The sequence below is a fragment of the candidate division WOR-3 bacterium genome (assembly GCA_039801365.1).
Taxonomy (GTDB): Bacteria; Hydrothermota; Tepidihabitantia; order Tepidihabitantales; family Tepidihabitantaceae; genus JBDRUN01.
The window spans coordinates 20,799-40,663 of record JBDRUN010000003.1 but is presented as its reverse complement, the minus strand read 5'-3'; the positions used below and the strand labels follow the sequence as shown (position 1 = coordinate 40,663).

Below are 19,865 nucleotides of genomic sequence, written 5' to 3'. Positions count from 1 at the left end.
GGACGCCGTCTATTGTGTGACCTTGCACGCAGTCGGGTTGCCTACGAGCCATGTCCGCCAATAACCTGTTCCCTTGGACCACCTCGCGCCGCCAACCGACTCAGCCCGCCCTCGCCCTCTGTTCCGCCTCCATTCTCCGTCTCTCATTCCGCTTTCCCCCTTCCTCACCTCGGCTTTCTCTGCTAGTCGCTCAGCACTCAGCTTCCAGACCTATCCTCGGTCCGTCGACTCCCAAAGATAGACCTTACCCACTTCCAGAACCTTGTCCAGCATGACTCCCATGGCAAGACCCTGTCAGCATAAGGATAGGACAGGCTGATTCGGTGAAACGTTCTCGGCTTGTAGCCTGGCCCTGCACCTTCGGGTACGACATAGATGTCCACGTACTCTTCACCTTTCTGACGTCTGTAAGAGAAGGTCGCCGTCTGTTGCCCACTAAGCCTCCGCATCTGGACTGGCTGACCAGTTGCCTTGAAGTATGCTCTCGCGTTCTCGGTTAGATCAAAGCTCACCTCAACAGAAGCCGTTCCTGCGCCTGCGGCTGAGACGTAATCTTGCTGAACGGCGGTGTATCGGAGCGCTATCGGCTCATTCCTTCTCGGGTTTGTCACGATGGCAGTCACCTTGCGGACGTCCTCGTCGGTGTAGCCATCACTCTCTAGGACGAATGTGCGGTCCTCTATGTCCTCCCTCCCGAGTATCTCTCCCTTCTTGTTCGCTGAAACGGTGCGAACTCTGTAACCACCCTCCTTGAGCTCGCGTTCGATATCATTGGCAACGCCTTCGGAGACATCGGATATCGTGAAGCGGTGCTCGTTGACATACACCCTTCGCACACAGCTTGACGTCATCACTGTCAGCGCCGCCAATACGAGAATTGCTGCTGTCCATTTCATACTCACCTCCTGCATTTATGGATAGAAGGCCGTGATACACGGGCATACAGCCAGCCAACTCCAAAGAAATTCTAGCTTGTTAGGATTGGATTCTGTCTGTCTGTCTGTCTGTCTGTCTGTCTGTCTGTCGCAGCAAACGTGCCAGGGGCACGCAGCCAATTAGCCAATAGGCAGGAGCCAATAGCAGGACAGACAATGACCGGCGCGGAAAGCCAGTAGGCAGGAGCCGCTCCGGAAGGCAATAGCCAATAGCCATTGCCTAACAATGCCTGTTGCCCATTGCCTAATTCCTGTGCCACGCCCATTGCCTAATGCCCATTGGCTTCAATGGCTCGTATCAAGCTGTTGAGCATCTTGTTGATTTCGTGCGTCCTACCGAGCATAGCGTCCAACTCGGTCGGCCCGAAGTAATCGAGGTTACAAGACACTTCCAAGTGCGTCTCCAGTTCGTGTAGAGAGCCCCGGGCAATCCGCAGGAACTGGACATACTCCTTCGTCATATTCCGGCCCCACCCCTCAGCGATGTTGGCCGGAATCGAAGTGGCTGCCCGGCGAATCTGGCTCGTAAGTGAGTAGATTTCGTCCTTCGGGAATCTGCGCGATAGCCGATACGTCTCAGTAACGAGGTCAATCGCTTTCCTCCAGACCTCAAGGTCTCGGTATGACTGCACGCGATTGCCCATTGCCTATTGGCTATTGCCTAGCCTGAGCAGTCTCAGTTTCGTAACCCGCGGGTCAACTATTACCCGGTCGTGCTCGAAGTCGAGTTTCATGCGCCACTTCTGCATCGTAGCCGCGCCGATGATGACCGATTCCGTGATGCCGGGAACGACCATGAACTCGTCGCTGAGCGTGTGGCCGTTGAGCTTGAAGTCGAGCCGGACACACTCCTTCGCGGTAACCTTGCGCCCCTTCTCCGCGGTTCCGAAATGCTTGGGGGTGGGCAACCGCTCTGGACGCGCAACCTCACGGGCAAGACCGGGCTGAATGATTGAATAGCTTGCGCCGCTGTCAAACAGCGCCACCACATCCCTGCTGCCCTTCGACCCGACCAACCTTATTCTCTGTTCGATTATCGCCATAGCTACCCCAATCCGGAACAAACTTCGTCCTGCCGTGTGGAAGGCTGACAGCTCACGGCTGCAGACTCACCCAAACACCACATGCACGACTGTTATAGCGACTCCTGATGAGATGTCAAGAAGAAAAAGCGGACAAGCGGGCAGACCGAAGCCAGAAGCCAAAGGTCAAGAGTCAATAGCCAGAACGGTGAAAGAGAAGTGGACAAGCGGCCAGGCGAGCAGATGTCGGACCGGGGTTGAACTCAGAGGCGGTCGTGGACGCTCTGGCCCGGCGGCAGACAGGCCAGGGTTACTTCACTGCCGGTACGCCATTCCTGTGCTACGCCCGTCTTGGGGCCAGAGTCCGGCCCGAACTCGGTACGACCGCCGCGCCTCAGACGCTCGCGGCCTCGAACGCGACTTGGAGCCGGTCCGCAGCAAGCAGTGCAAAGTTCAGCTTCTCGAAACCGATGACTCGGCCGTGCTTGTCTTTCATCAGCACGACTTCATCACCTGTCTCCTCGCAGGAGTATTCGTCTTGCTTCTCACCGAACCAAACCGTAAGGGTGTTCCCGGCACGGTCGTAGAAGACTTTCACTTGACCCATATCTGTTCACCTTCCTTCACGGCATCGGTAGGGTAGGCCGTAATCAGAAAACCTTCGCTGCCCGGACGCTTGACCACCGCACAGGTCCAGCGTCCGGGCCGTTCCACCCGGTAGAACAACATCACCTGCTCATCCCGGCGGCTGCGACGTACTTCGTCTGGATTCTCGAGCGCGGCTCACACGTCGCCATTGTGCCCGTCCATCACAGGATGCTTGATACTGAGGATCAGATGCCAGCGTTCACGCGTCACCGAAACCGCGAATTCAAGTGGCGTGAGCACACTGAATGGCACATCAGAGGGCATCATAGCCTGTCTTTCTTCGGCCTCGCACAACCCGCAGAGGCCGGTATGCCCGTAGCAGTCTTCACAAACCGAGCATAGTAGCCGGTCAAGTGAAGTCAACGCCGCCCGGGTTGCTGGCCAACGGATGAGGGTCGCAGGCTGTAAGCGTCAGCGCGTCAGCGTTTCTTGAGCCGCTTGCGGCGGCCCCGCTTCCACTCTTCGTCGTCAATCTGCTGGCGCAGCCGGGTAATCCGGTCCCGGTACTCTGCGGCCTTCTCGAACTCCAGTCTCTGCGCCGCTTCTTTCATCTCCTTCTGCAATCTGTCCAGCGCCGCAATCCTGTCCTCCTCCTCCGCCATTGGCCATTGGCTATTGGCTATTGGCTCCTCCGGCTTCGCGTCCGCCACCGAGGTTGTCAGCCGCACCTGGTCCACTGACTTCTGTATCGAGCGCGGTTCGATACCGTGCCTAAGGTTGTACTCAATCTGCTTCTGCCGCCTGCGTTCTGTCTCCTTCAGCGCCATCCTGATTGACCGCGTGATGTTGTCCGCGTAAAGGATCACCTCTCCCCTCACGTTTCTCGCTGCCCGGCCCGCAGTCTGAATCAGCGAACGTTCATCCCGCAGGAATCCCTCTTTGTCCGCATCAAGGATCGCCACAAGCGACACTTCCGGCAGGTCCAGCCCCTCCCGCAGCAGGTTGATCCCCACGAGCACGTCGAACTCACCTAGCCTGAGCCCGCGCAGGATTTCCACCCGCTCGATGGCGTCAATCTCCGAGTGCATGTAGCGCACCTTCAGCCCCATCTCAGTCAGATACTCAGCCAGGTCCTCGGCCATCCGCTTGGTCAACGTGGTAACCAGGGTCCGCTCGTGGTTCTCTACCCGCTTGCGAATCTCTCCAATCAGGTGGTCAACTTGGCCCTTGGTCGGCCTGATTGTCATCTTCGGGTCAACAAGGCCGGTTGGCCGCACCACCAGCTCTGCAACACGACCCTGGCTGTGCTCAAACTCGTACGGTCCTGGGGTAGCTGAGGTGAAAATTGCCTGTCTTACCAGTGCCTGGAACTCGTCGAACCGCAAAGGTCGGTTATCCAGACACGAGGGTAGCCTGAACCCGTAGTCCACAAGCGTCTGCTTTCTCGCCCGGTCACCGTTGTACATTCCCTGAATCTGAGGGATTGTCGCGTGCGACTCGTCAATAATCATCAGGTAGTCGGCCGGGAAGTAGTCAAGCATGCAGTACGGTCGCTCGCCCGGTTTCTTGCCCAACAGATGCCGTGAGTAGTTCTCGATCCCAGGACAGTACCCGAACTCACGCATCATCTCGATGTCAAACCTGGTCCGGGTCGCCAGCCGCTGCGCCTCAAGTAGCTTGTTCTGCGACTCAAGCTCGCTCACCCGCTGTGCCAACTCCTGTTCGATTGAGGCAATTGCGCCTTCTATCTGGCGTTCAGTAGTGACGAACTGCTTGGCCGGATAGATTATCATCCGCTGCCTCTGCTCCACGTTGTCCCCGGACACGATGTCAAACACGGTCAGTCGGCTGATTTGACTGCCGTCGAACTCCACCCGCAGACCGTAGTCCCGGTGTGAAGGATGAATGTCCACAAAGTCGCCCCGTACTCGGAACGTCGAACGTTTCAACTCCATATCGTTCCGTGTGTATTGGAGTCTGACCAGCTCCTCAATCAGCCCGTCCCGGTCCAGGTCCTTGCCCTGCTCCAGCGGCAGCACCGACTCTCTGAACTCCCACGGCTCACCCAGGTTGTAGATGCAGGAAACCGAGGCCACCACCACCACATCCCTGCGCTCCAGCAGACTGGAGGTAGCCCGCAGCCTGAGTCGCTCGATTTCCTCGTTGATTGACGCATCCTTTTCGATGTACAGGTCGTGCTCCGGCACATACGCCTCAGGCTGGTAATAATCGTAGTAGGAAATGAAGTACTCGACCGCATTCTCCGGAAAGAACTGACGGAACTCGCCGAACAACTGCGCGGCCAGGGTTTTGTTGTGAGAAATGACGATTGTCGGCCGATTCAGTCGGGCAATGACATTCGCCATCGTGAAGGTCTTGCCCGAACCCGTCACACCGAGAAGCGTTGAATACTTGGCCCCGGACTGGATGAACTCGACCAGTCGTTCTATTGCTTCTGGTTGGTCCCCACTCGGCTCGAACGGAGCTACGAGTTTGAACTGGCTGTGGTCGGCCACGCAGGGTGATTCTAGGATGGGTCCATCCCGGGTCAAGCCTTTGACTCTTGATGGCACTAAGCTATCATCTTGGCCGATTTGCCGAGCTCAATCCCGCTGTATGACATCCGAAGCAACACCAGGTGTGTTGCGGATGAATACGCTCGCATCCTGAACCGAATCATTACCAGCGGCCGGTTTGTAGCCGGGCCGGAACTGGCCGCGTTTGAGCAGGAACTCGGCTGCTATCTGGGCGCAAGCCACGTGCTCGGGGTCAAGAGCGGCACCGACGCTTTGGTCCTGACTCTTGACGCACTCGGCATCGGCCCGGGCGATGAAGTCATCACTACACCGTTCACCTTCTTCGCCACAGTCGAGGCAATAATTCGTGTGGGTGCGACTCCGGTATTCGCTGACATCGAATCTGGTACGCTCTGTCTTGACCCCGCGGCTTGCGAGTCGACTATCACGCCAAGGACGAAGGCAGTCTTGCTGGTTCATCTGTTCGGCCATTGCGGAGAGGTTTCGGAATTCGTCGAGCTGTGCGCGAAGCACGGCCTTGCCCTGATTGAAGACGCCTCGCAGGCGATCGGCTCGATCTGGCAGGGCAGAAAACTCGGAAGCTTTGGTAACGCCGGCACGTTCAGTTTCTACCCCACCAAGAACCTTGCCGCACTTGGTGATGGCGGTGCGGTCGCAACCTCGGACCCGGCCCTAGCCCGCACCATTGGCCAACTGAGACGTCACGGCAGAGACGAACAGGGTCAACACATACGGACCGGCTACAACTCTCAGCTTGACGAAATCCAGGCTGCGGTGCTCCGCCTGGGACTGGCCCGGCTTGATGCCGAGAATACCCGGCGACGCGTGCTCGCCGCACGGTATGACGAAGCGCTCGCCGGCGTCGCGCGGCTTGTCCGGGGACACCGGGACTGCGTTTCCAACTACCACCAGTACGCCATCCTTGTTCCGGAGCGGGACAAGCTGCGCGACTACCTGTCGAAGCACGGAGTCGAAACCGGATGCTACTATGAGCGGCCGGTATATCTTGAGCCAGCACTTGAGCGCCACGCATTACCGGAAGCCAATTGCCAGGTACCAGAGACCGGAATCTCTGCAATCTGTAATCTGCAATCCGGCCTCTACCACCGCCAGCCTTGCCCGGTGGCCGAGCAGACGTCCCTTGAAATCATCAACCTACCGATTCGTCCGACTTTGACCGAAGCTGAGCAAGAACGTATAATTCTGCTCATCCAACGTTTCTACGGTACTTATGATTAGGCTGGAGACTTTTGTCCGGCCCGAGCTGGCCCTGACCTGCCCTGAGGGTTGCACGCAGGAGCAGCTCTTCCGGCTCGTGGCCGACCGGCTCTACGAGAATGGCATCATCACCGACCGCGAAGCCCTGGTCCGCGAACTCCTCGCCCGTGAGCAACTCGGCTCGACCGGCGTAGGCAACGGCATCGCCCTGCCACACGCCCTTGTGCCTTCGGCTAGTTCGGCAGCAGTAGCAACCGTCCGCCTTTCCACGCCTTTGGACTGGGCTGCAGCCGACCGTGAGCCGGTGCGCACGGCCTTCGTCATCGTTGGCCCGACCGATGAACGGAAACTCTACTTGGAGATTCTCGCTGAACTCGCCCGCTCGTTGAACCAATCCGAGATTCGTGCCGCAGCACTCCGTACCACCAACCCGGTGCGCGTAGCTGAAATCGTGTCCTCGCCTCCCCACCAGTCTTTCATCCGTCGCAACCGCAGGATGCTAGTATTTCTGCTCGTGGTCGCCGCAGCCTACGTCGCAGCTCGACTGACCTTGCCTCTGATTCGGCTTCCCAACGTCGGATTCTACGCCGCACCGGAATATCTGAAGTTCAACATGCAGCCCTGGCTCGCGCGGCAGGAACTCACCGTTGCGCTATTCGTCGCAATGGTTCTTGGCACGCTCCTATTCTGGCGATTCCGCGTGGCCATTGCCGCAGCCAGCCTCGGGGTCCTGTTGGTGGCGGGCGTAATGAACCTAGAGACCACTGTGGACTTCATGTCCATCCCAACCATCCTGTTCATAATGGCGATGATGGTCATCGTCCGCTGGCTAGAAAACATCGGCGTGTTCCGCTTCGTGGTTGTCAAAGCGGTCGAACAGGTCAAGGGCATTCCCTGGTTGCTCCTGCTCATCCTGATGGGGTTCTCGGTCCTGATGGGCGGGTTCGCCGACGAGGTATCGGCAATCCTTGTGACCTTCGGCCTGGCCCTGGAGGTGTCCCGCCGCACCAAGGCTCCACTCGTACCCTACCTGCTCAGTCTGGTATTCGCCACCAACGTCGGCAGCGCCCTCACCCTTGTCGGCAACCCCATCGGCGTGTACATCGCCTTTGCCGGCAACCTGACGTTCGAAGACTTCCTGCGCTGGGCCACTCCGGTTTCCGCCCTCGCCGCAGTTATCGTCGCCCTGCTCTGTCTTCTTCTGTTCCGCAAACACTTCTTCGGCCGACGCTACGAATTCGACGCCAGAGAATTGGAGCAGTCGATCGGCATTGTGGACCCTGCGAAACTACGCACTGGCATCATCACTTTTGCCGTCACAGTAGTGATGATCGCCCTGCACCGCCGCATCGAAGTACTACTCGGCCTTGGTGACGGTACCGCGCTAGTTGCGGTCGCGCTGATGGTCACCGGGTTCATCGTCTTCCACGAACAGGAACGCGGCAAGCTACTCATCGAGCGGGGCATTGACTGGTGGACCCTGCTCTTCTTCATGTTCCTGTTCGCCAATGCCGCCTGCCTTGAGTACACCGGGGTAACCACCAAACTCGGCTACCTGCTGCACACCCTGTCCGGTAACATCAGCGCGGCCCTTGGAGGACGGGTCGGCGTTGCCGGGTCGGCGTCGGTTCTGATGCTCTGGGCAAGCAGCCTCTTGTCCGGCTTTGTAGACAATCTGCCAATCGTGGCCGCGCTTGTGCCCATCGCCCGGGACATGGGTCCGGCCGGCATCAATATCCCTCACGCCTCGATTCTCTGGTGGGCGCTCTTGTTCGGCGGCTGTTTCGGCGGCAACCTGACTGTCATCGGCTCGACCGCCAACCTTGTTGCAGTTGGCGCCTTCGAGCGCACGACTGGACAACACGTCAAGTTCGGCGAATGGTTCCGTGTCGGCATTGTTGTCACCGCCGTATCGCTGGCAGTCGCCACTGCGGCACTCCTGATTCAGACTAAGATTGCCCCCTAAGGAGAAACATGTTTGAGAAGATACTCTACATTGCTAGCGAGAAGCAGGACGAAAAGGGCTTTGTGATGGACCTTGCCCGCAAGCACAACAGCACGGTATTGTTGAGTGCGGTGATGCTCCCGGGTCACAAGTCCACCCTGCCGACCGAGAGCCGTACCCGCCCGGACGTGCGGCGCGAGGAGCAGGAGCGTCGCTGCTGGCAAGACCTCTACAGCCTTGAGCAGGAATTCAAGTCTGTCGGTATCAAGTCATCGGTCGTTGTCCAGGAAGGCGACGTGGGGCAGCTGCGCTCCCTGGTGACCAGCACCCATTGCGACCTCGTTGTCCTTGCGTCCGGGAACCTAGCCGAGCGCAACTACCGCCTGCCCGAGGAGCTTCTCGCCAGCCTGCCCTGCCCGCTCATCATCACCCAGTCCGGTTAGGCCTAGTCCGCCGCGCCTTCTGCCGAACCTTCTCGGTGACCTGAGCCATCTCGGAAAGAATCCTGAGGTTCTCCTTCGCCTCTTCCTGGTCCACAATCTGCAGTGCAAACCCGGCGTGAACTATGACATAATCACCGACTCTCACATCCGGCGTCATCAGCACGGAAATCTCGCGCTCGATGCCGCCTACTTCACCGACCGCCATATCGCCGCGAAGCTCGGTAATTCTTACCGGTATGGCCAGGCACATATCAGAGACAGGGTTCCAGGATTCTAGGGTTCAAGGGTTCTAGTGTTCAGGAGCAGAACGCTTCTGCTCCAATGACCTGATGAGCGCCTTGAGCAACCGCTCGACATCACCAACGTCTTCCTTCAGTTTCCGCGACGGCTCCAATTTCAGGAACCCCAGGTCCGAAACAAGGAGAACTTGCGTCTCGAGCTCGCACAGAGAAGCGTACGCAACATGCAGAGACTGGAGATACTCACCCGTGGTTCTTCTGCCGTATCCCTCGGCAATGTTGGATGGAACCGACACGGCGGCCCGCCGAATCTGAGATACAAGCCCATACTTCTCCTCCTTTGGAAACTCGGCAGTAAGGCGATAAACCTCCAGACAAAGCCCGTACGCCCGCTGCCATGCAGTCAACTCCTTGTAGTTCCTCAGCATCCTCCGCCCGTCTCCGCGCCCGAAATCCTCACCCTCGAACCCTGGAACGCTGGAAGCCTTGAACCCTTTGCTCTCACGTCTTCAGCTTTTTCTTCTCCGCCGCGGGAAACAGCACGTTATTCAGTATCAGCCTGTACCCAGGCGAGTTCTTGTGCAAGGAAAGGTCGGTCACTGGGTCGCCGATGCGGTGGGCGTAGTCCTCAGGGTCGTGGCCACCGAGAAAAGTCCAAGTCCCCTTGCCGAAGTTACCGTGAATGTACTTCACCTCCTCGGTATTCTTGACCTCACCCATAATGAGCGTGCTCTTTTTCAGCCGCTCCCGGCGAAACCCGCAGTTCTGGCCGAGAAACTCCTTGACCAGCCCTACGTGGTTCTGAACCAGCATCGTCGGCACCGGGTCAAACTTGGCCGAGAAGTCAAACAGTGCGAAGTATGTATCCGGCCCGCGGGCAGTCGCCTCAAGATAGGTGTCAATGTCTGAGTGCTCATACACCATTGGGTCGGTAACTAGCTCAAAGTTCTCGAATGCCAGACAACCACTGTAGTCGAGCTTTGAGCGATACGCCGGATCAACGCCGTCGCCATCGAAAACCTGATTACAGATATCCGTATTCTGTGCCGCCCAGGCAATATCCGGCGTGTCTGTGGCCGAACACATTGCAAACAGCATCCCGCCATCCGCGACATACTGCCGCACCATCCCGACAATCGCAAGCTTCAGTTTGCTGACTTTGGAGAATCCGAGCTTACGCGCCATTTTCGTATTCAGCGCCACTTCGGCCTGGTACCAGTCTGCGTTATGGTACGAAGCATAGAACTTGCCGTACTGGCCGGTGAAATCCTCGTGATGCAGATGCAGCCAGTCGTACTGGGAAAGCTTACCGGCCAGCACCTCCTCATCCCAGACCTTGTCGTACGGAATGCCGGCATAGTCCAGGGCCAGCCGAACCGCATCGTCCCACGGGTCAGCGGTGGGTGGAACGTACACCGCCAGCCTCGTTGGCCGCTCCAGCATAACTGACTCCATGTTGTTCTGATCAATAGTCTGCCTGATCTGTACCAGGTCGGCCGCGGACACCGACTGATAGACCACCCCTTCAAGCCGACACTCTTTCATTGCCTGAGCCTCAACCGGCAAGAGGAACGAACCGCCCCGATAGTTCAGAAGCCACTCCGCTCTCTGCCCCCGCTGCAACAGCCGATACACGATGCCGTACGCCTTCAGATGGTCGGCCTGCGTCAGGTCCATCGGAATAAGCACCATCGCCGGCTGAGCGAAGATTGATGAAACAACCACCAAGAACGCCAGGACGCACAATCCTGAGTTCCGTGGTCTGGACTCTGCAATCTGCAATCTGTTATCTGGTATCTGGCATCGTCCGGTCTGCTCACTCGGCCCCTTGAACCCTCGAACCCTTGAACCCTTCATGCTGTAATTCTCGTTCCCGCTTCTCCCCGCAGTGCGGCCACTATATGTTCCGGGTCGGTGATAATAACCTGCCGCTCCGCTCCCAGCTCCTGCATTCTGCGTTCTGCTTCCTGCGTCCTGAATTCATCTAGCCCCAGAAAGGAAAGGGCCGCCTCAACCTTCGGCCCCATGCTACCATCTGGAAACTGACCGGCCAAGAGGTATTCCCGCATCTCTTTTGCTTTGACGCTACCGAGCGGCCGCTGGTTTGGCTTACCGTAATCCAGATACACCTGCTCCACCGCGGTGGAAATCACGAATATGTCAGCGCCGAGTTCCCGCGCGAGTAGGCTCGATGCCAAATCCTTATCAATCACCGCTGCTACTCCCCGCAACAGCCTACTATCCATCACCTGCCGCCAGCCTTCCGACTCCGGTTTTCCGCACTCTGCGTTCTGACTCCTGACTACTGAGCTCTGAGTTGTCCGCTCACTCACAACCGGAATCCCTCCTCCACCGCAGGCGATTACCACGAACCCTGACTCCAGCAACCGCCTAATCTCCGGCAGCTCTACAATCTCCACTGGCCGGGGCGACGGCACGAATCTCCGAAACCCGCGACCTGCGTCCTCACGCATTGTCCAGCCCAGTTCTCTCTGCAGAGCCGCGGCCTCAGCCTTGGTATAGAACGGCCCGACCGGCTTGGACGGATTCTGAAACGCCGGGTCATTCGGGTCAACCACCACCTGTGTCACAACTGTCACAACGCCATTCACTCTGGCTGGACTTTGAGCTTCTACTCCTGACCCTTGGCTCTTGGCTTTCTGGGTTTGATACAGTCCCCGCCGGCTCAGCTCGTTGCCGAGCGCCTGCTGAATCATGTACCCGATTTCCGCCTGGGTCTGAGCATTCGCGGCATCGAGTGGAGTCTCCGGCAGCCGGTTCCGTGACAAGTGCGACCGAATGAGAAGGAAGCCGACCTGTGGCCCGTTGCCGTGGGTAATGACGACCTCATGCCCGGCCTCGACCAAGTCGGCAACCTGGTGGCAGGTGTCACCAACTGCAGCAAGCTGGTCCGAAAAAGACTGCTTGTCCTTGGCCCGTATAAGGGAATTACCGCCGATGGCGAGGACTATCCTGCTATTCACAACCCTAAGGATACCCTAAGGCACGTTCGGTTCAAGGAAGCCCAGCGACCAGCCGGTGCTGCAGTTCCATCTCAACGCCAAGGCGACGGGGTATGTACTACCTGAGGACTATCCTCGCAGTACCTTCCTCTTGGCTGCCCTTCACCCGAAGGAAGTAGACACCGGGACTAACCTCCGCTGGAAGGCGAAGTCTCGTGCGGTAGTGGCCGGGACATACCGTCTGCTCTTCTGTCCAGACGGTTCTGCCTGAGGCGTCGCAGAGCGAGATTGTGGCGGTTGTCCGAGAAGAGACTGGAAACTCAAGCGTGAAGGCACGAGGCGCGGGATTGGGATGGACCACGAGCTGTGGCTCGGCACGAGTGACTGCCGGCACCGGTTCTTCTGTGCCGACAAACAGCCTGCGGGCGTAGTACAGGGTGTCGCCACTGAAAGGGAAGAAGGCGACATGGGGTCTACCGGTCCGGTCAACCGCAATAGAAACTGCCGGCGCAGCCTCTTCGACAACCAGTTCCTCTTCCCACCCTCCGGCCCAACGCCACTGATACTTCAGAGGAACCCTAACGCTGGAACAAACAATATAGGGTCTTCCCTGGTGAAGCGCGAAGTCGTACCACCAGTTTCCGACCGACACACTCGCCTGCTCGACCTGCCAAGCGCTGCGTCTTCCGGTCACGTACACACCTTGATAGGCATAGGCGCGGTATGTGATGTGGAAGATGTCGGTACCCGGTTCGTATTGAACCTTGGGCACCCAGAAGTCGTAGGGTCCCCAGCCCTTAGCCGAGTCAACCTCGAACCTATGCCAGTTCTGACCATCATACTCAAAGAACGAGAGCCATATGCTGTCGTGGTTACTATGTTTGGTCCAGGTTACCGCAATTCCTGGTTGGTCGGCTGCGTCAACAGCGAGCGAAGCGCCCCCCAGCCGCCTTAGCGAATCAGCTTGATATGCCGGGACCGTCAGGATGTTCCAGGTATCGCCGGCCTTATAGGCATACTTTACGCCCAGAGAATCTACAAACACCATATGCGGAGTTCTGTCCCGAGCCAGCGTCAGCGTCAATCCGCTCCCTTCAGCAACAGCTTCAGTATGCCAGTTGGTGCCGTCCCAGTGGGCGTAGCGTACCCCACTGTAGCCAATGTGAGGACGCCCAGCTGTGTCTAGGCACAAGTCCACCTCCGCAACGTAGGCACTGCTGTCAGGATACTCGAATCTCCAACCGGCCCCGTCCTGACTGGCGTATCCTAGACGCCTCCCAACGCCGAACGCCACGCACGGTCGGCCGGCGCTGTCCACAGCAATCGCACACGGAACGTAAGAACCCGGAGCACCTAGGATTGCGGCTGTTTCCCAATTCTGGCCTAGCCCAATAGCCGCAAGAACAATGACGCAACAGGCAGGAGGTCGCACGGACTCTCCTACTTTGCGACCGCTACCTTTCTGGTGACTTGGCTGCCGTTCTGCGTGAGAGCCAGGAAGTATACACCGGCCGAAAAGGGCCAAGCGTCTCTACTGATGACTTGCCTGTAGTAACCAGGATTCACATCCTCGTCTGTTATCACTGACCTGCTTCTTCCCTGGGTATCATAGAGCAGCAGCTTCACCCTACCCTTGACCGGCACGCCGTATTGCACCGTGAGATTACCGAGCGCGGGATTGGGATTCAGAGCGGTAAATCCGAGTTCCCGTGGCAATCCTGACTCCTCACTTTGCGGCCCTTCGCCCTTGGCCGGAATGACCTGGCAGGTTCTCTGACGAGGAAGATACTGCTGAAAGGACCCGGTTCCGGCTCGGCGGTAGGAGCAGGTGACGAGTAGCGTGCCGGGACTTCCGGCACAGACCGTGAAGTTGGCGATGCCGCTGGAGTTCGTCAGGCGTAGTTGGTAGACGTCGTTCGGCTTGTAAAGGCACACCCTCACCCGGGAAATTCCAGCTCCACCCGCGGTGGAGCACTTGACCTGAAACTGAACTGGTACACCCTGAGGTATTGAGGACGGAGCCCGCACGTACATTGACGCAGGGGACATTATCCAGGGCTCGTTCTCGGGTGAACCGAAGAGACTGTGGGCATGTCGTAGGTAGTAGTCGGGGTAGTCAACTTTGGACAGCCCCTCTGCCACCCCGAGAGAAGCGTTGCCCGAGCTGAAGAATAACTGCCAGAAGCAATGCTGTAGTTCTCGCGACGCCGTTGGCCAGCCCCAGCGAGTATTCCCCAAGTGGGCCACGCCGAGTGTTGTTGGATAGAAATCGGTGTAAGCATCAGCTAATAGGGTGTCAGACGGATAGTACTCGTGCCCTGGAGGATGCGGAATGAATGGGTCAAAGGCTGCGGTATAGCAGCCGATGTCATAGACGATGTAGTGGCGACCGGGGAGGTCACAGCGCCGCAACCAGGCGTTTTGCTCGTTCTCACCGTCGGGGCTGCTGTCTGCCCAGACTTTCCACCATCCCCCCGTAGATTTTGAGGCGAAGTTCCTCGGGTCGCCATGGCAGTTTACGTTGTATATGCCCGCCGCAGAGCTGGGTGATGCAGCCCTGCCGAAGGCGTTCCGCGCAGTTGGCGCAGTCACGCTATTGTAGTAGCTGTGTGTGTAGTAGAGAGGGAACTGCTCGAAAGTCTGGGAGTATGGAGTGAGTCCAGCTTCGCCGTCATAAATCCAGGTCGCCCGGTTGAACTGGCTCAAGTCATTGCTCCCATTCATCTCGTAGTAGAGCAGCTTGTTCACCCAGTTCTGAACCTTCTCAGACTGCCGCACAGTCAGGCGACCGACGTAAAGCTCGGGGTAGACGTCAACGCCGTCGTGAGGCTCACCCCAGCGCTGGTCTCCATCAACATCCCAGTTCCCGTTCATGTCTGAGAAGTAGAGATCGGAGGGTATGATATTCCCCGACGCATTGGGGCGAGCGGTGTCGTCGTTGATCCTCCACCCGTACCGAAACGGCACAACTCCGGCATCTCCGCCAAGAAGAACCCAGATGGCGCCGCACTGTTGGTATCCGTACTTCAGGTAGTTGCGCAGTTTCTCGGCACTATCGACGCCCGAGAAGTAGGGCAGGAACTGGCTCATTCGGACAACGCTGGCCGGGACGCCTTTGTTGGTCAGCCAGTCGGCAAAGGGCTGGAAGGAGCTGGCCAAGAGGTCATTGGTGATAATGGTGTACTGGGTTGGAGATGGGTATGGTGCCCGGGCATTGGCTCCCGGTGCCTGCTCTGAAATGAGCATGGGCGACTGGTAGTAGGCGGGAATGTCCTCGTCATTCTCGATGACCGCCCGCAGCGCCAGGTCATGGGTTTCCTGCGCATGAATGTCCCTGACCATAGCTCGCGTCGGCGGAGCCGCCTCGCTGAGAAAGAAATCGAACTCAATCCAAGAAAGGGCAAACACTTCCCGGTTGACAGGGATGTACCTCACCGGTCGAACCGCCACCGTAACCACGCTGGCTCCGTCAAAGAACCCGCGGTTCACAATCTCAACCGGAGCAGCCGGATAGGGCGACTTCGAGTTGTATATTGCAGAGTCCGGCGGCACCCACGGCGGCGTACTGTCAAGCGGCACTGACGGCTGTGCCGGACAGATGTAGTACTTGCCGACGAACTTGTATTCGCTGGTCTTGATGTCCACTGATTCAGCCTTGGTCCCGGGCGGCAGGATGTAAGTTAGGAAGCGAACGGGCAGCACAGGATGTCCGGGAGGCCCCTCTGATGTGAAACCTTCAGCGACTACGCGATAGAACTCGCCAAAGGGTTCAAAGGAGAACTGCCCCGGCGCAAGGCTGAGCTGATGCGCCACCAGCAGGCCGGCCAGGCTCACAAGCGTTCCGACGACCTTGGTGACGGTCATTGCATCCTCCGTTTTTCGCGGCCAGGCCCCATTGTCTGGTCGTGCGATTCAATATAGCCCTTCCTGGTTCCCTGTCAATGGCAGTCGTTCCGGAATCGGTTGTTCGGGAATCGTAGTCCTAGTCCAAGTTCATCGGTCCGAGCTCATTCCACTTGCCAAGCTCGTCAGAACCGACTACACTGTCAGTAGAAGAAAGGGTTCAGAGGTTGCGGTGTTCTTCACTAGACCACCAACCTCGCCGGTCGCTGCTCTTTGACAACGGTCCGGCTGTCCCCGTGTCCGTCACTGAACCACTTGACTACTGGGATGCTTGACCACTGTTCTTCGGAGGCGGGTCGGACGGTCGCTGCAGGACCGGGTCTTGGAAGTCCGGTTCGGTGTTCCTCACTGGAACCCTTGAACCCTGGACCCCTTGAACTCTCTCCTGTAGAGGAAAGTCCGGGCACCAAAGGGCAAGGCACTTGCTAACGGCAAGGCTGCGGGTCAGAAACGGCCCGTGGACGGAAAGTGCCACAGAAACCAGACCGCTCTGCGGTCTGCCCTGAGCGTAAGCGAAGGGTCTCGCAGAGTAAGGGTGAAAAAGTGCGGTAAGAGCGCACTATTCCGGGTGGCGACATCTGGAATGGGCAAACCCTGCCTGGTGCAAGACCAAATCGGGACAAGGACTGGCCCGGTCCGCTCGAGTCCCGGGTAGGTCGCTTGAGGCCTGCGGGCAACCGCAGGCACAGATAAATGACCGTCGCCCGGCTTCTGCCGGGCTCCGAAATCAGGAATGAGGTATTCCTTATTCCTTTCGGAGGATTCGGACGAAGTCCGGGTACAGAACCCGGCTTATAGACCCGCCTCCACTTCTCAGCCCCCCTCCGGTGCGGCAGCGGCACCAGGACCCGAACCGGCCTCGGCTGAAACAACCATCACCGCAGCAGCACAGGCTGGGGCAACCGCTTATGGAACAGCCTCGGTGCCGGCATCAGCACTGGCTTAGGTGAGTGTTTCAAGACAAGCTCCGGCAGCCGCCTTGGAACAGGCGTCCGAACTCGCTCAAAAACTTCCATCGGCACAAGCTTCGGTTCAGGCTCCAGGGCAAGCTCATGACCAGACATCGGCAATGGCATCAGCCCTAGCCGCCTACCCGGTGACCCCTACCCTTGAATTATCGGCCCGCGATTTCGCTGTAACCGGAAGATAGTCAGCGCTTTATCTACACTTGCCATGATTCGTTCAACTGCCATTCCTTGCAACGCCCGCCATACGCTGCCCTTCTCCCGCAACTCAGCATTCAGAACTCAGCATTCTCCTCCTGCCCTTGACACACTTTCGACTACGAAAATAGTGTTGTGTCCCCATTTGTCCCCATCGGCAAGAGCGGCATGCTGCGCTGCGGCAAGTGGGGTTTCATTGAAAAGACCGGCCGGCATATTGCCGAGCCGCATTTCGACGAAGCGTGGGATTTCTCCGACGGCCTCGCCGAGGTCAATATCGGGTGCCGACCGGACAAGTACAACCGGACCTGCGGAGGCAAGACTGGCTACATTGACCGGACCGGCAAGTACGTCTGGAAGCCGACAAGCTGAGCAGACCACTGGCGGCCTGCGGCTCACCGCTTCAGACTCGCTCTCCCTTAAACGAGAGGGGGATTGATGTGATAGTGATCCTGTATCCTTGTGTTCAGTCTGTGGCCCGCACCGGCAGCAGCCTGACTCCGCGTTCGGTCCTGCCGTACACCCGAATGTTGTACGTGTACCCGGTATCGGGTTCGAACCCGAACAGCACCTTGCGTGACGTCCGAACCGGCTTCCGGCCCGCGAACCGCACCGCAACAACAGCCTCAATCACCGATACCGGGTCGTTCTCGAACGCCTCACCTGGCGTCAGCCCGTGCACGACCCAACCCCCAACCTCCACGTGCGAGTGAAACAGACCCAAGGCCCGGAGACCCAGCGCCCGTGCCAATTTCCGGCGCCGGCGAATCAGCGATGCAGCCGCGCAGACAGCGCTCGTCCGAGTACGTATGCCGCCCCGATACAGGACCGCCCGCTTCACGACGACGGTCCGCCTATTCCCCACGTGCCCGAACAGAAACCCGAGCCGTTCCGCCTTGTAGCGTGTCTCATACCCGAGCCTCGCCCACCGGCAGATGTCCTGCAAAACGCCCATCTCAAACACTACCCGATACCTCGGCAACACCGGCCAGCGACTTGTGCAGGTCAAGCTTCTGGTCACGCCTACAGAAATTCCTTTACCGCATTTCCGTAGTTTCCCCGCAGTATTCAGACCCGACGCGCTAGGATATCAAAGCACAGGCCAATGTCTGTTGCATCCAGGACAAACCTGCCAAGTGGTGCAGCCGGCCACTCGCAGGACCGGCCCCATGGCTGACTTTGACTTGACAGGCGGCTAGCGTACGCAATAATCCTTTAAACTTCCCTTACCGGGATACGCTACCGGACCTCTTCTAATCTTACGCTGCCGTATCCTTTGCGACACGCACTGACGTGCCAAGCGAATTCGACATCTGTGCTATCCAGAGACCTAACTACGAAGTAGTCTGTCCCGCGTTCGGCCACGTAGAGGCTGGTAGGACCGTACGGAGTAAGGTGAACCAGTAGTTCACCCTCAATGGTCTCCAGAAAAATCGGGTCAATATTCACGCGAGCGCTGCCACCGTTCAAGCGGGCAGTTCCTTCGTCAGTGAACTTGACCGTTGCGGCCTCAACACAGTAGAGCTTTCGATTGCCATGCGTCGGCGTGGTAACCATCGCGCTCTTGGTGCCGGAGGCTATGAAATTGCCAATGACATGCAGAGGAGCTGAGGGTGATGTTGTTCCGATACCGACCTTGCCGTCATAGGTGATGCGCATTCGCTCGGCGCCAGGATAACCGATGAGAGAGTTGCCGGTGAAGAACTGGATATTGCCAAACGCGTTCGGGTTGGACTCCTTGGCGACGATCCCCAGTCCTCCTAATACTTGGCCCATGCCGTAGCTGACCGGATAGCCTCCCTGTGAACCCGCGTGTGTGGCAAACGCCGGATAGTCGGCATAATGCCCTGTGAAGTTACGGTCCAGTTCTGACCCGTGCACGTACAATACTGGCTTCGGACCGTTATTATACACCTCAAGAGCAACGGGGCTACCCGGTCCGGGCACACAGCCGATTCCTATGGCATTGCCGTTCTGGGAGATAAGGGAGTTATCGAGCGTACCGGCTGCTGCCCACTTGGGGATGTAGCCGGAACTGCCGGAGCCAGCGACGAACTCTGAGGCGTGTTTGCCGTCGAGTAGGTCAGCGTCGAGGCCGTTGCCAGAACCGGTGTACAACCGGCTGTTCGGAACTCTAGCGCCTGCATCAAGGCCGCAGTAGCCATTCGCAGCATTCTTGTTTGCCTGTAACTCGAAGCCCTGGCCAGTTACCCAGGTCTTGGTCGCATAATCAGCGGCCGCTGTCCCGCCGAGTTTGGCTGCGTCGTCCGATTTGTAGGTGTAAGGTACGCTCACAAGCTGGACCCGCGGTTCGATGACAGTTGTTCCAACCGTAACCTGCAGCCAGCAGTTCGGCCCTTCCGGCAGTTCCGTCGCTGGATCAATCGCATCGACACTTCCCAGTTTCACGCTGAAGAGCCCGTCGGTTACGGCAACGTCCGGCTGGGTTTCTTCCCAGAACTTCGTGCCACCGGTCGCGTGGTCGTATATCTCGAACTTCATGCCGTAGGTGCCGGACAGCGGCTTACCGCTGCCGTCCGTGAGCTTGCCTTGGTAGTTGATAAGCTGGGGGATGCTTATTGCATCCCTACCCTCTCGGGGCACTTGGTTGCCTGCCGCCAAACCCGCTGAAACGGCTACGACCATCAGGATCAGCAGGCCTAACCAGATTTTCATCTGACCTCCTTAGTTAGTGGTTTGTTTCGCTTTCGCTGCCGGCGAACCGCGCTCCTAGGCCCAACAGCGTGTCTCGTTATTCGGGCAGACACATACAGACCACGTCTTTGCACGTCTGAAGCGCTAAGCCAGCATACTGCGGGTTGCCCGCAAACACCAGACCAACTCATGTGCAAACAGCCAGCTCTGCGTCCAGTCCTGCCTCAATCTGCCCGGGAACAGGGGCAAACCTG

General features: G+C 58.2%; 18 protein-coding genes and 1 other RNA gene. 5 read left to right on the top strand and 14 right to left on the bottom strand.

Annotation, left to right across the window (positions count from 1 at the left end; genetic code table 11):
• Positions 1 to 197: 197 nt before the first annotated feature.
• The 6 genes from ABIL25_01090 to uvrB all read right to left on the bottom strand — a co-directional run bounded on the left by ABIL25_01090 (position 198) and on the right by uvrB (position 5,061).
• Positions 198 to 896, bottom strand: coding sequence for a hypothetical protein (locus ABIL25_01090; protein ID MEO0080870.1), 699 nt, complete (start codon positions 894 to 896; stop codon positions 198 to 200).
• A gap of 308 nt (positions 897 to 1,204) precedes the next feature.
• The gene (locus ABIL25_01085) at positions 1,205 to 1,579 is read right to left on the bottom strand and encodes a four helix bundle protein (protein MEO0080869.1); all 375 of its coding nucleotides are present in this window, start codon (positions 1,577 to 1,579) and stop codon (positions 1,205 to 1,207) included.
• 3 nt (positions 1,580 to 1,582) lie between these two features.
• On the bottom strand, positions 1,583 to 1,978 hold the full coding sequence (locus ABIL25_01080; protein ID MEO0080868.1) for a retropepsin-like aspartic protease: 396 nt from the start codon (positions 1,976 to 1,978) through the stop codon (positions 1,583 to 1,585).
• A 373-nt stretch (positions 1,979 to 2,351) separates the two neighbouring features.
• A complete protein-coding gene (locus ABIL25_01075) occupies positions 2,352 to 2,564 on the bottom strand; it encodes a DUF2283 domain-containing protein (GenBank protein MEO0080867.1) in 213 nt (70 codons plus the stop codon).
• On the bottom strand, positions 2,552 to 2,686 hold the full coding sequence (locus tag ABIL25_01070; GenBank protein MEO0080866.1) for a hypothetical protein: 135 nt from the start codon (positions 2,684 to 2,686) through the stop codon (positions 2,552 to 2,554). The genes ABIL25_01075 and ABIL25_01070 overlap by 13 nt, the downstream gene beginning before the upstream one ends.
• 338 nt (positions 2,687 to 3,024) lie before the next feature.
• A complete protein-coding gene (gene uvrB, locus ABIL25_01065; protein MEO0080865.1) occupies positions 3,025 to 5,061 on the bottom strand; it encodes an excinuclease ABC subunit UvrB in 2,037 nt (678 codons plus the stop codon).
• 69 nt (positions 5,062 to 5,130) lie between these two features.
• Between uvrB and ABIL25_01060 the strand changes: the two genes are divergently transcribed.
• From ABIL25_01060 to ABIL25_01050, 3 genes are read left to right on the top strand one after another with little or no spacing between them, the layout of a single operon-like run.
• Positions 5,131 to 6,321, top strand: coding sequence for a DegT/DnrJ/EryC1/StrS family aminotransferase (locus ABIL25_01060; protein ID MEO0080864.1), 1,191 nt, complete (start codon positions 5,131 to 5,133; stop codon positions 6,319 to 6,321).
• Positions 6,314 to 8,266: an SLC13 family permease gene (locus tag ABIL25_01055; protein ID MEO0080863.1), complete on the top strand. Its 1,953-nt coding sequence runs from the start codon at positions 6,314 to 6,316 to the stop codon at positions 8,264 to 8,266. The genes ABIL25_01060 and ABIL25_01055 overlap by 8 nt, the downstream gene beginning before the upstream one ends.
• 8 nt (positions 8,267 to 8,274) lie before the next feature.
• Entirely contained in the window at positions 8,275 to 8,688 is a 414-nt protein-coding gene (locus ABIL25_01050) for a hypothetical protein (GenBank protein MEO0080862.1), read from the top strand.
• On the opposite strand, the gene ABIL25_01045 is transcribed toward ABIL25_01050, so the two are convergent.
• The 6 genes from ABIL25_01045 to ABIL25_01020 form a co-directional block, all read right to left on the bottom strand.
• Positions 8,672 to 8,938, bottom strand: coding sequence for a HypC/HybG/HupF family hydrogenase formation chaperone (locus ABIL25_01045; protein MEO0080861.1), 267 nt, complete (start codon positions 8,936 to 8,938; stop codon positions 8,672 to 8,674). The genes ABIL25_01050 and ABIL25_01045 overlap by 17 nt on opposite strands.
• Positions 8,939 to 8,977: 39 nt before the next feature.
• A complete protein-coding gene (locus ABIL25_01040; GenBank protein MEO0080860.1) occupies positions 8,978 to 9,355 on the bottom strand; it encodes a four helix bundle protein in 378 nt (125 codons plus the stop codon).
• Between the two features lie 73 nt (positions 9,356 to 9,428).
• Positions 9,429 to 10,619, bottom strand: coding sequence for an asparagine synthetase B (locus ABIL25_01035; GenBank protein MEO0080859.1), 1,191 nt, complete (start codon positions 10,617 to 10,619; stop codon positions 9,429 to 9,431).
• 161 nt (positions 10,620 to 10,780) lie between these two features.
• Positions 10,781 to 11,911, bottom strand: a complete 1,131-nt coding sequence (arcC, locus tag ABIL25_01030) for a carbamate kinase (protein MEO0080858.1) — start codon at positions 11,909 to 11,911, stop codon at positions 10,781 to 10,783.
• Between the two features lie 97 nt (positions 11,912 to 12,008).
• Positions 12,009 to 12,938 carry a T9SS type A sorting domain-containing protein gene (locus ABIL25_01025; protein ID MEO0080857.1) on the bottom strand — a complete coding sequence of 310 codons (930 nt, stop codon included), beginning with the start codon at positions 12,936 to 12,938 and terminating at the stop codon, positions 12,009 to 12,011.
• 392 nt (positions 12,939 to 13,330) lie between these two features.
• Positions 13,331 to 15,754, bottom strand: coding sequence for a C25 family cysteine peptidase (locus ABIL25_01020; GenBank protein ID MEO0080856.1), 2,424 nt, complete (start codon positions 15,752 to 15,754; stop codon positions 13,331 to 13,333).
• 327 nt (positions 15,755 to 16,081) lie between these two features.
• Between ABIL25_01020 and rnpB the strand changes: the two genes are divergently transcribed.
• Positions 16,082 to 16,604: RNase P RNA component class A (gene rnpB, locus ABIL25_01015), an RNA gene on the top strand.
• Positions 16,605 to 17,091: 487 nt separating this feature from the next.
• Positions 17,092 to 17,328: a WG repeat-containing protein gene (locus ABIL25_01010; GenBank protein ID MEO0080855.1), complete on the top strand. Its 237-nt coding sequence runs from the start codon at positions 17,092 to 17,094 to the stop codon at positions 17,326 to 17,328.
• A gap of 94 nt (positions 17,329 to 17,422) precedes the next feature.
• On the opposite strand, the gene ABIL25_01005 is transcribed toward ABIL25_01010, so the two are convergent.
• Together ABIL25_01005 and ABIL25_01000 are read right to left on the bottom strand one after the other, a co-directional pair.
• Positions 17,423 to 17,977 carry a hypothetical protein gene (locus tag ABIL25_01005; protein MEO0080854.1) on the bottom strand — a complete coding sequence of 185 codons (555 nt, stop codon included), beginning with the start codon at positions 17,975 to 17,977 and terminating at the stop codon, positions 17,423 to 17,425.
• A gap of 218 nt (positions 17,978 to 18,195) precedes the next feature.
• The gene (locus tag ABIL25_01000; protein MEO0080853.1) at positions 18,196 to 19,632 is read right to left on the bottom strand and encodes a hypothetical protein; all 1,437 of its coding nucleotides are present in this window, start codon (positions 19,630 to 19,632) and stop codon (positions 18,196 to 18,198) included.
• Between the last annotated feature and the right edge of the window lie 233 nt (positions 19,633 to 19,865).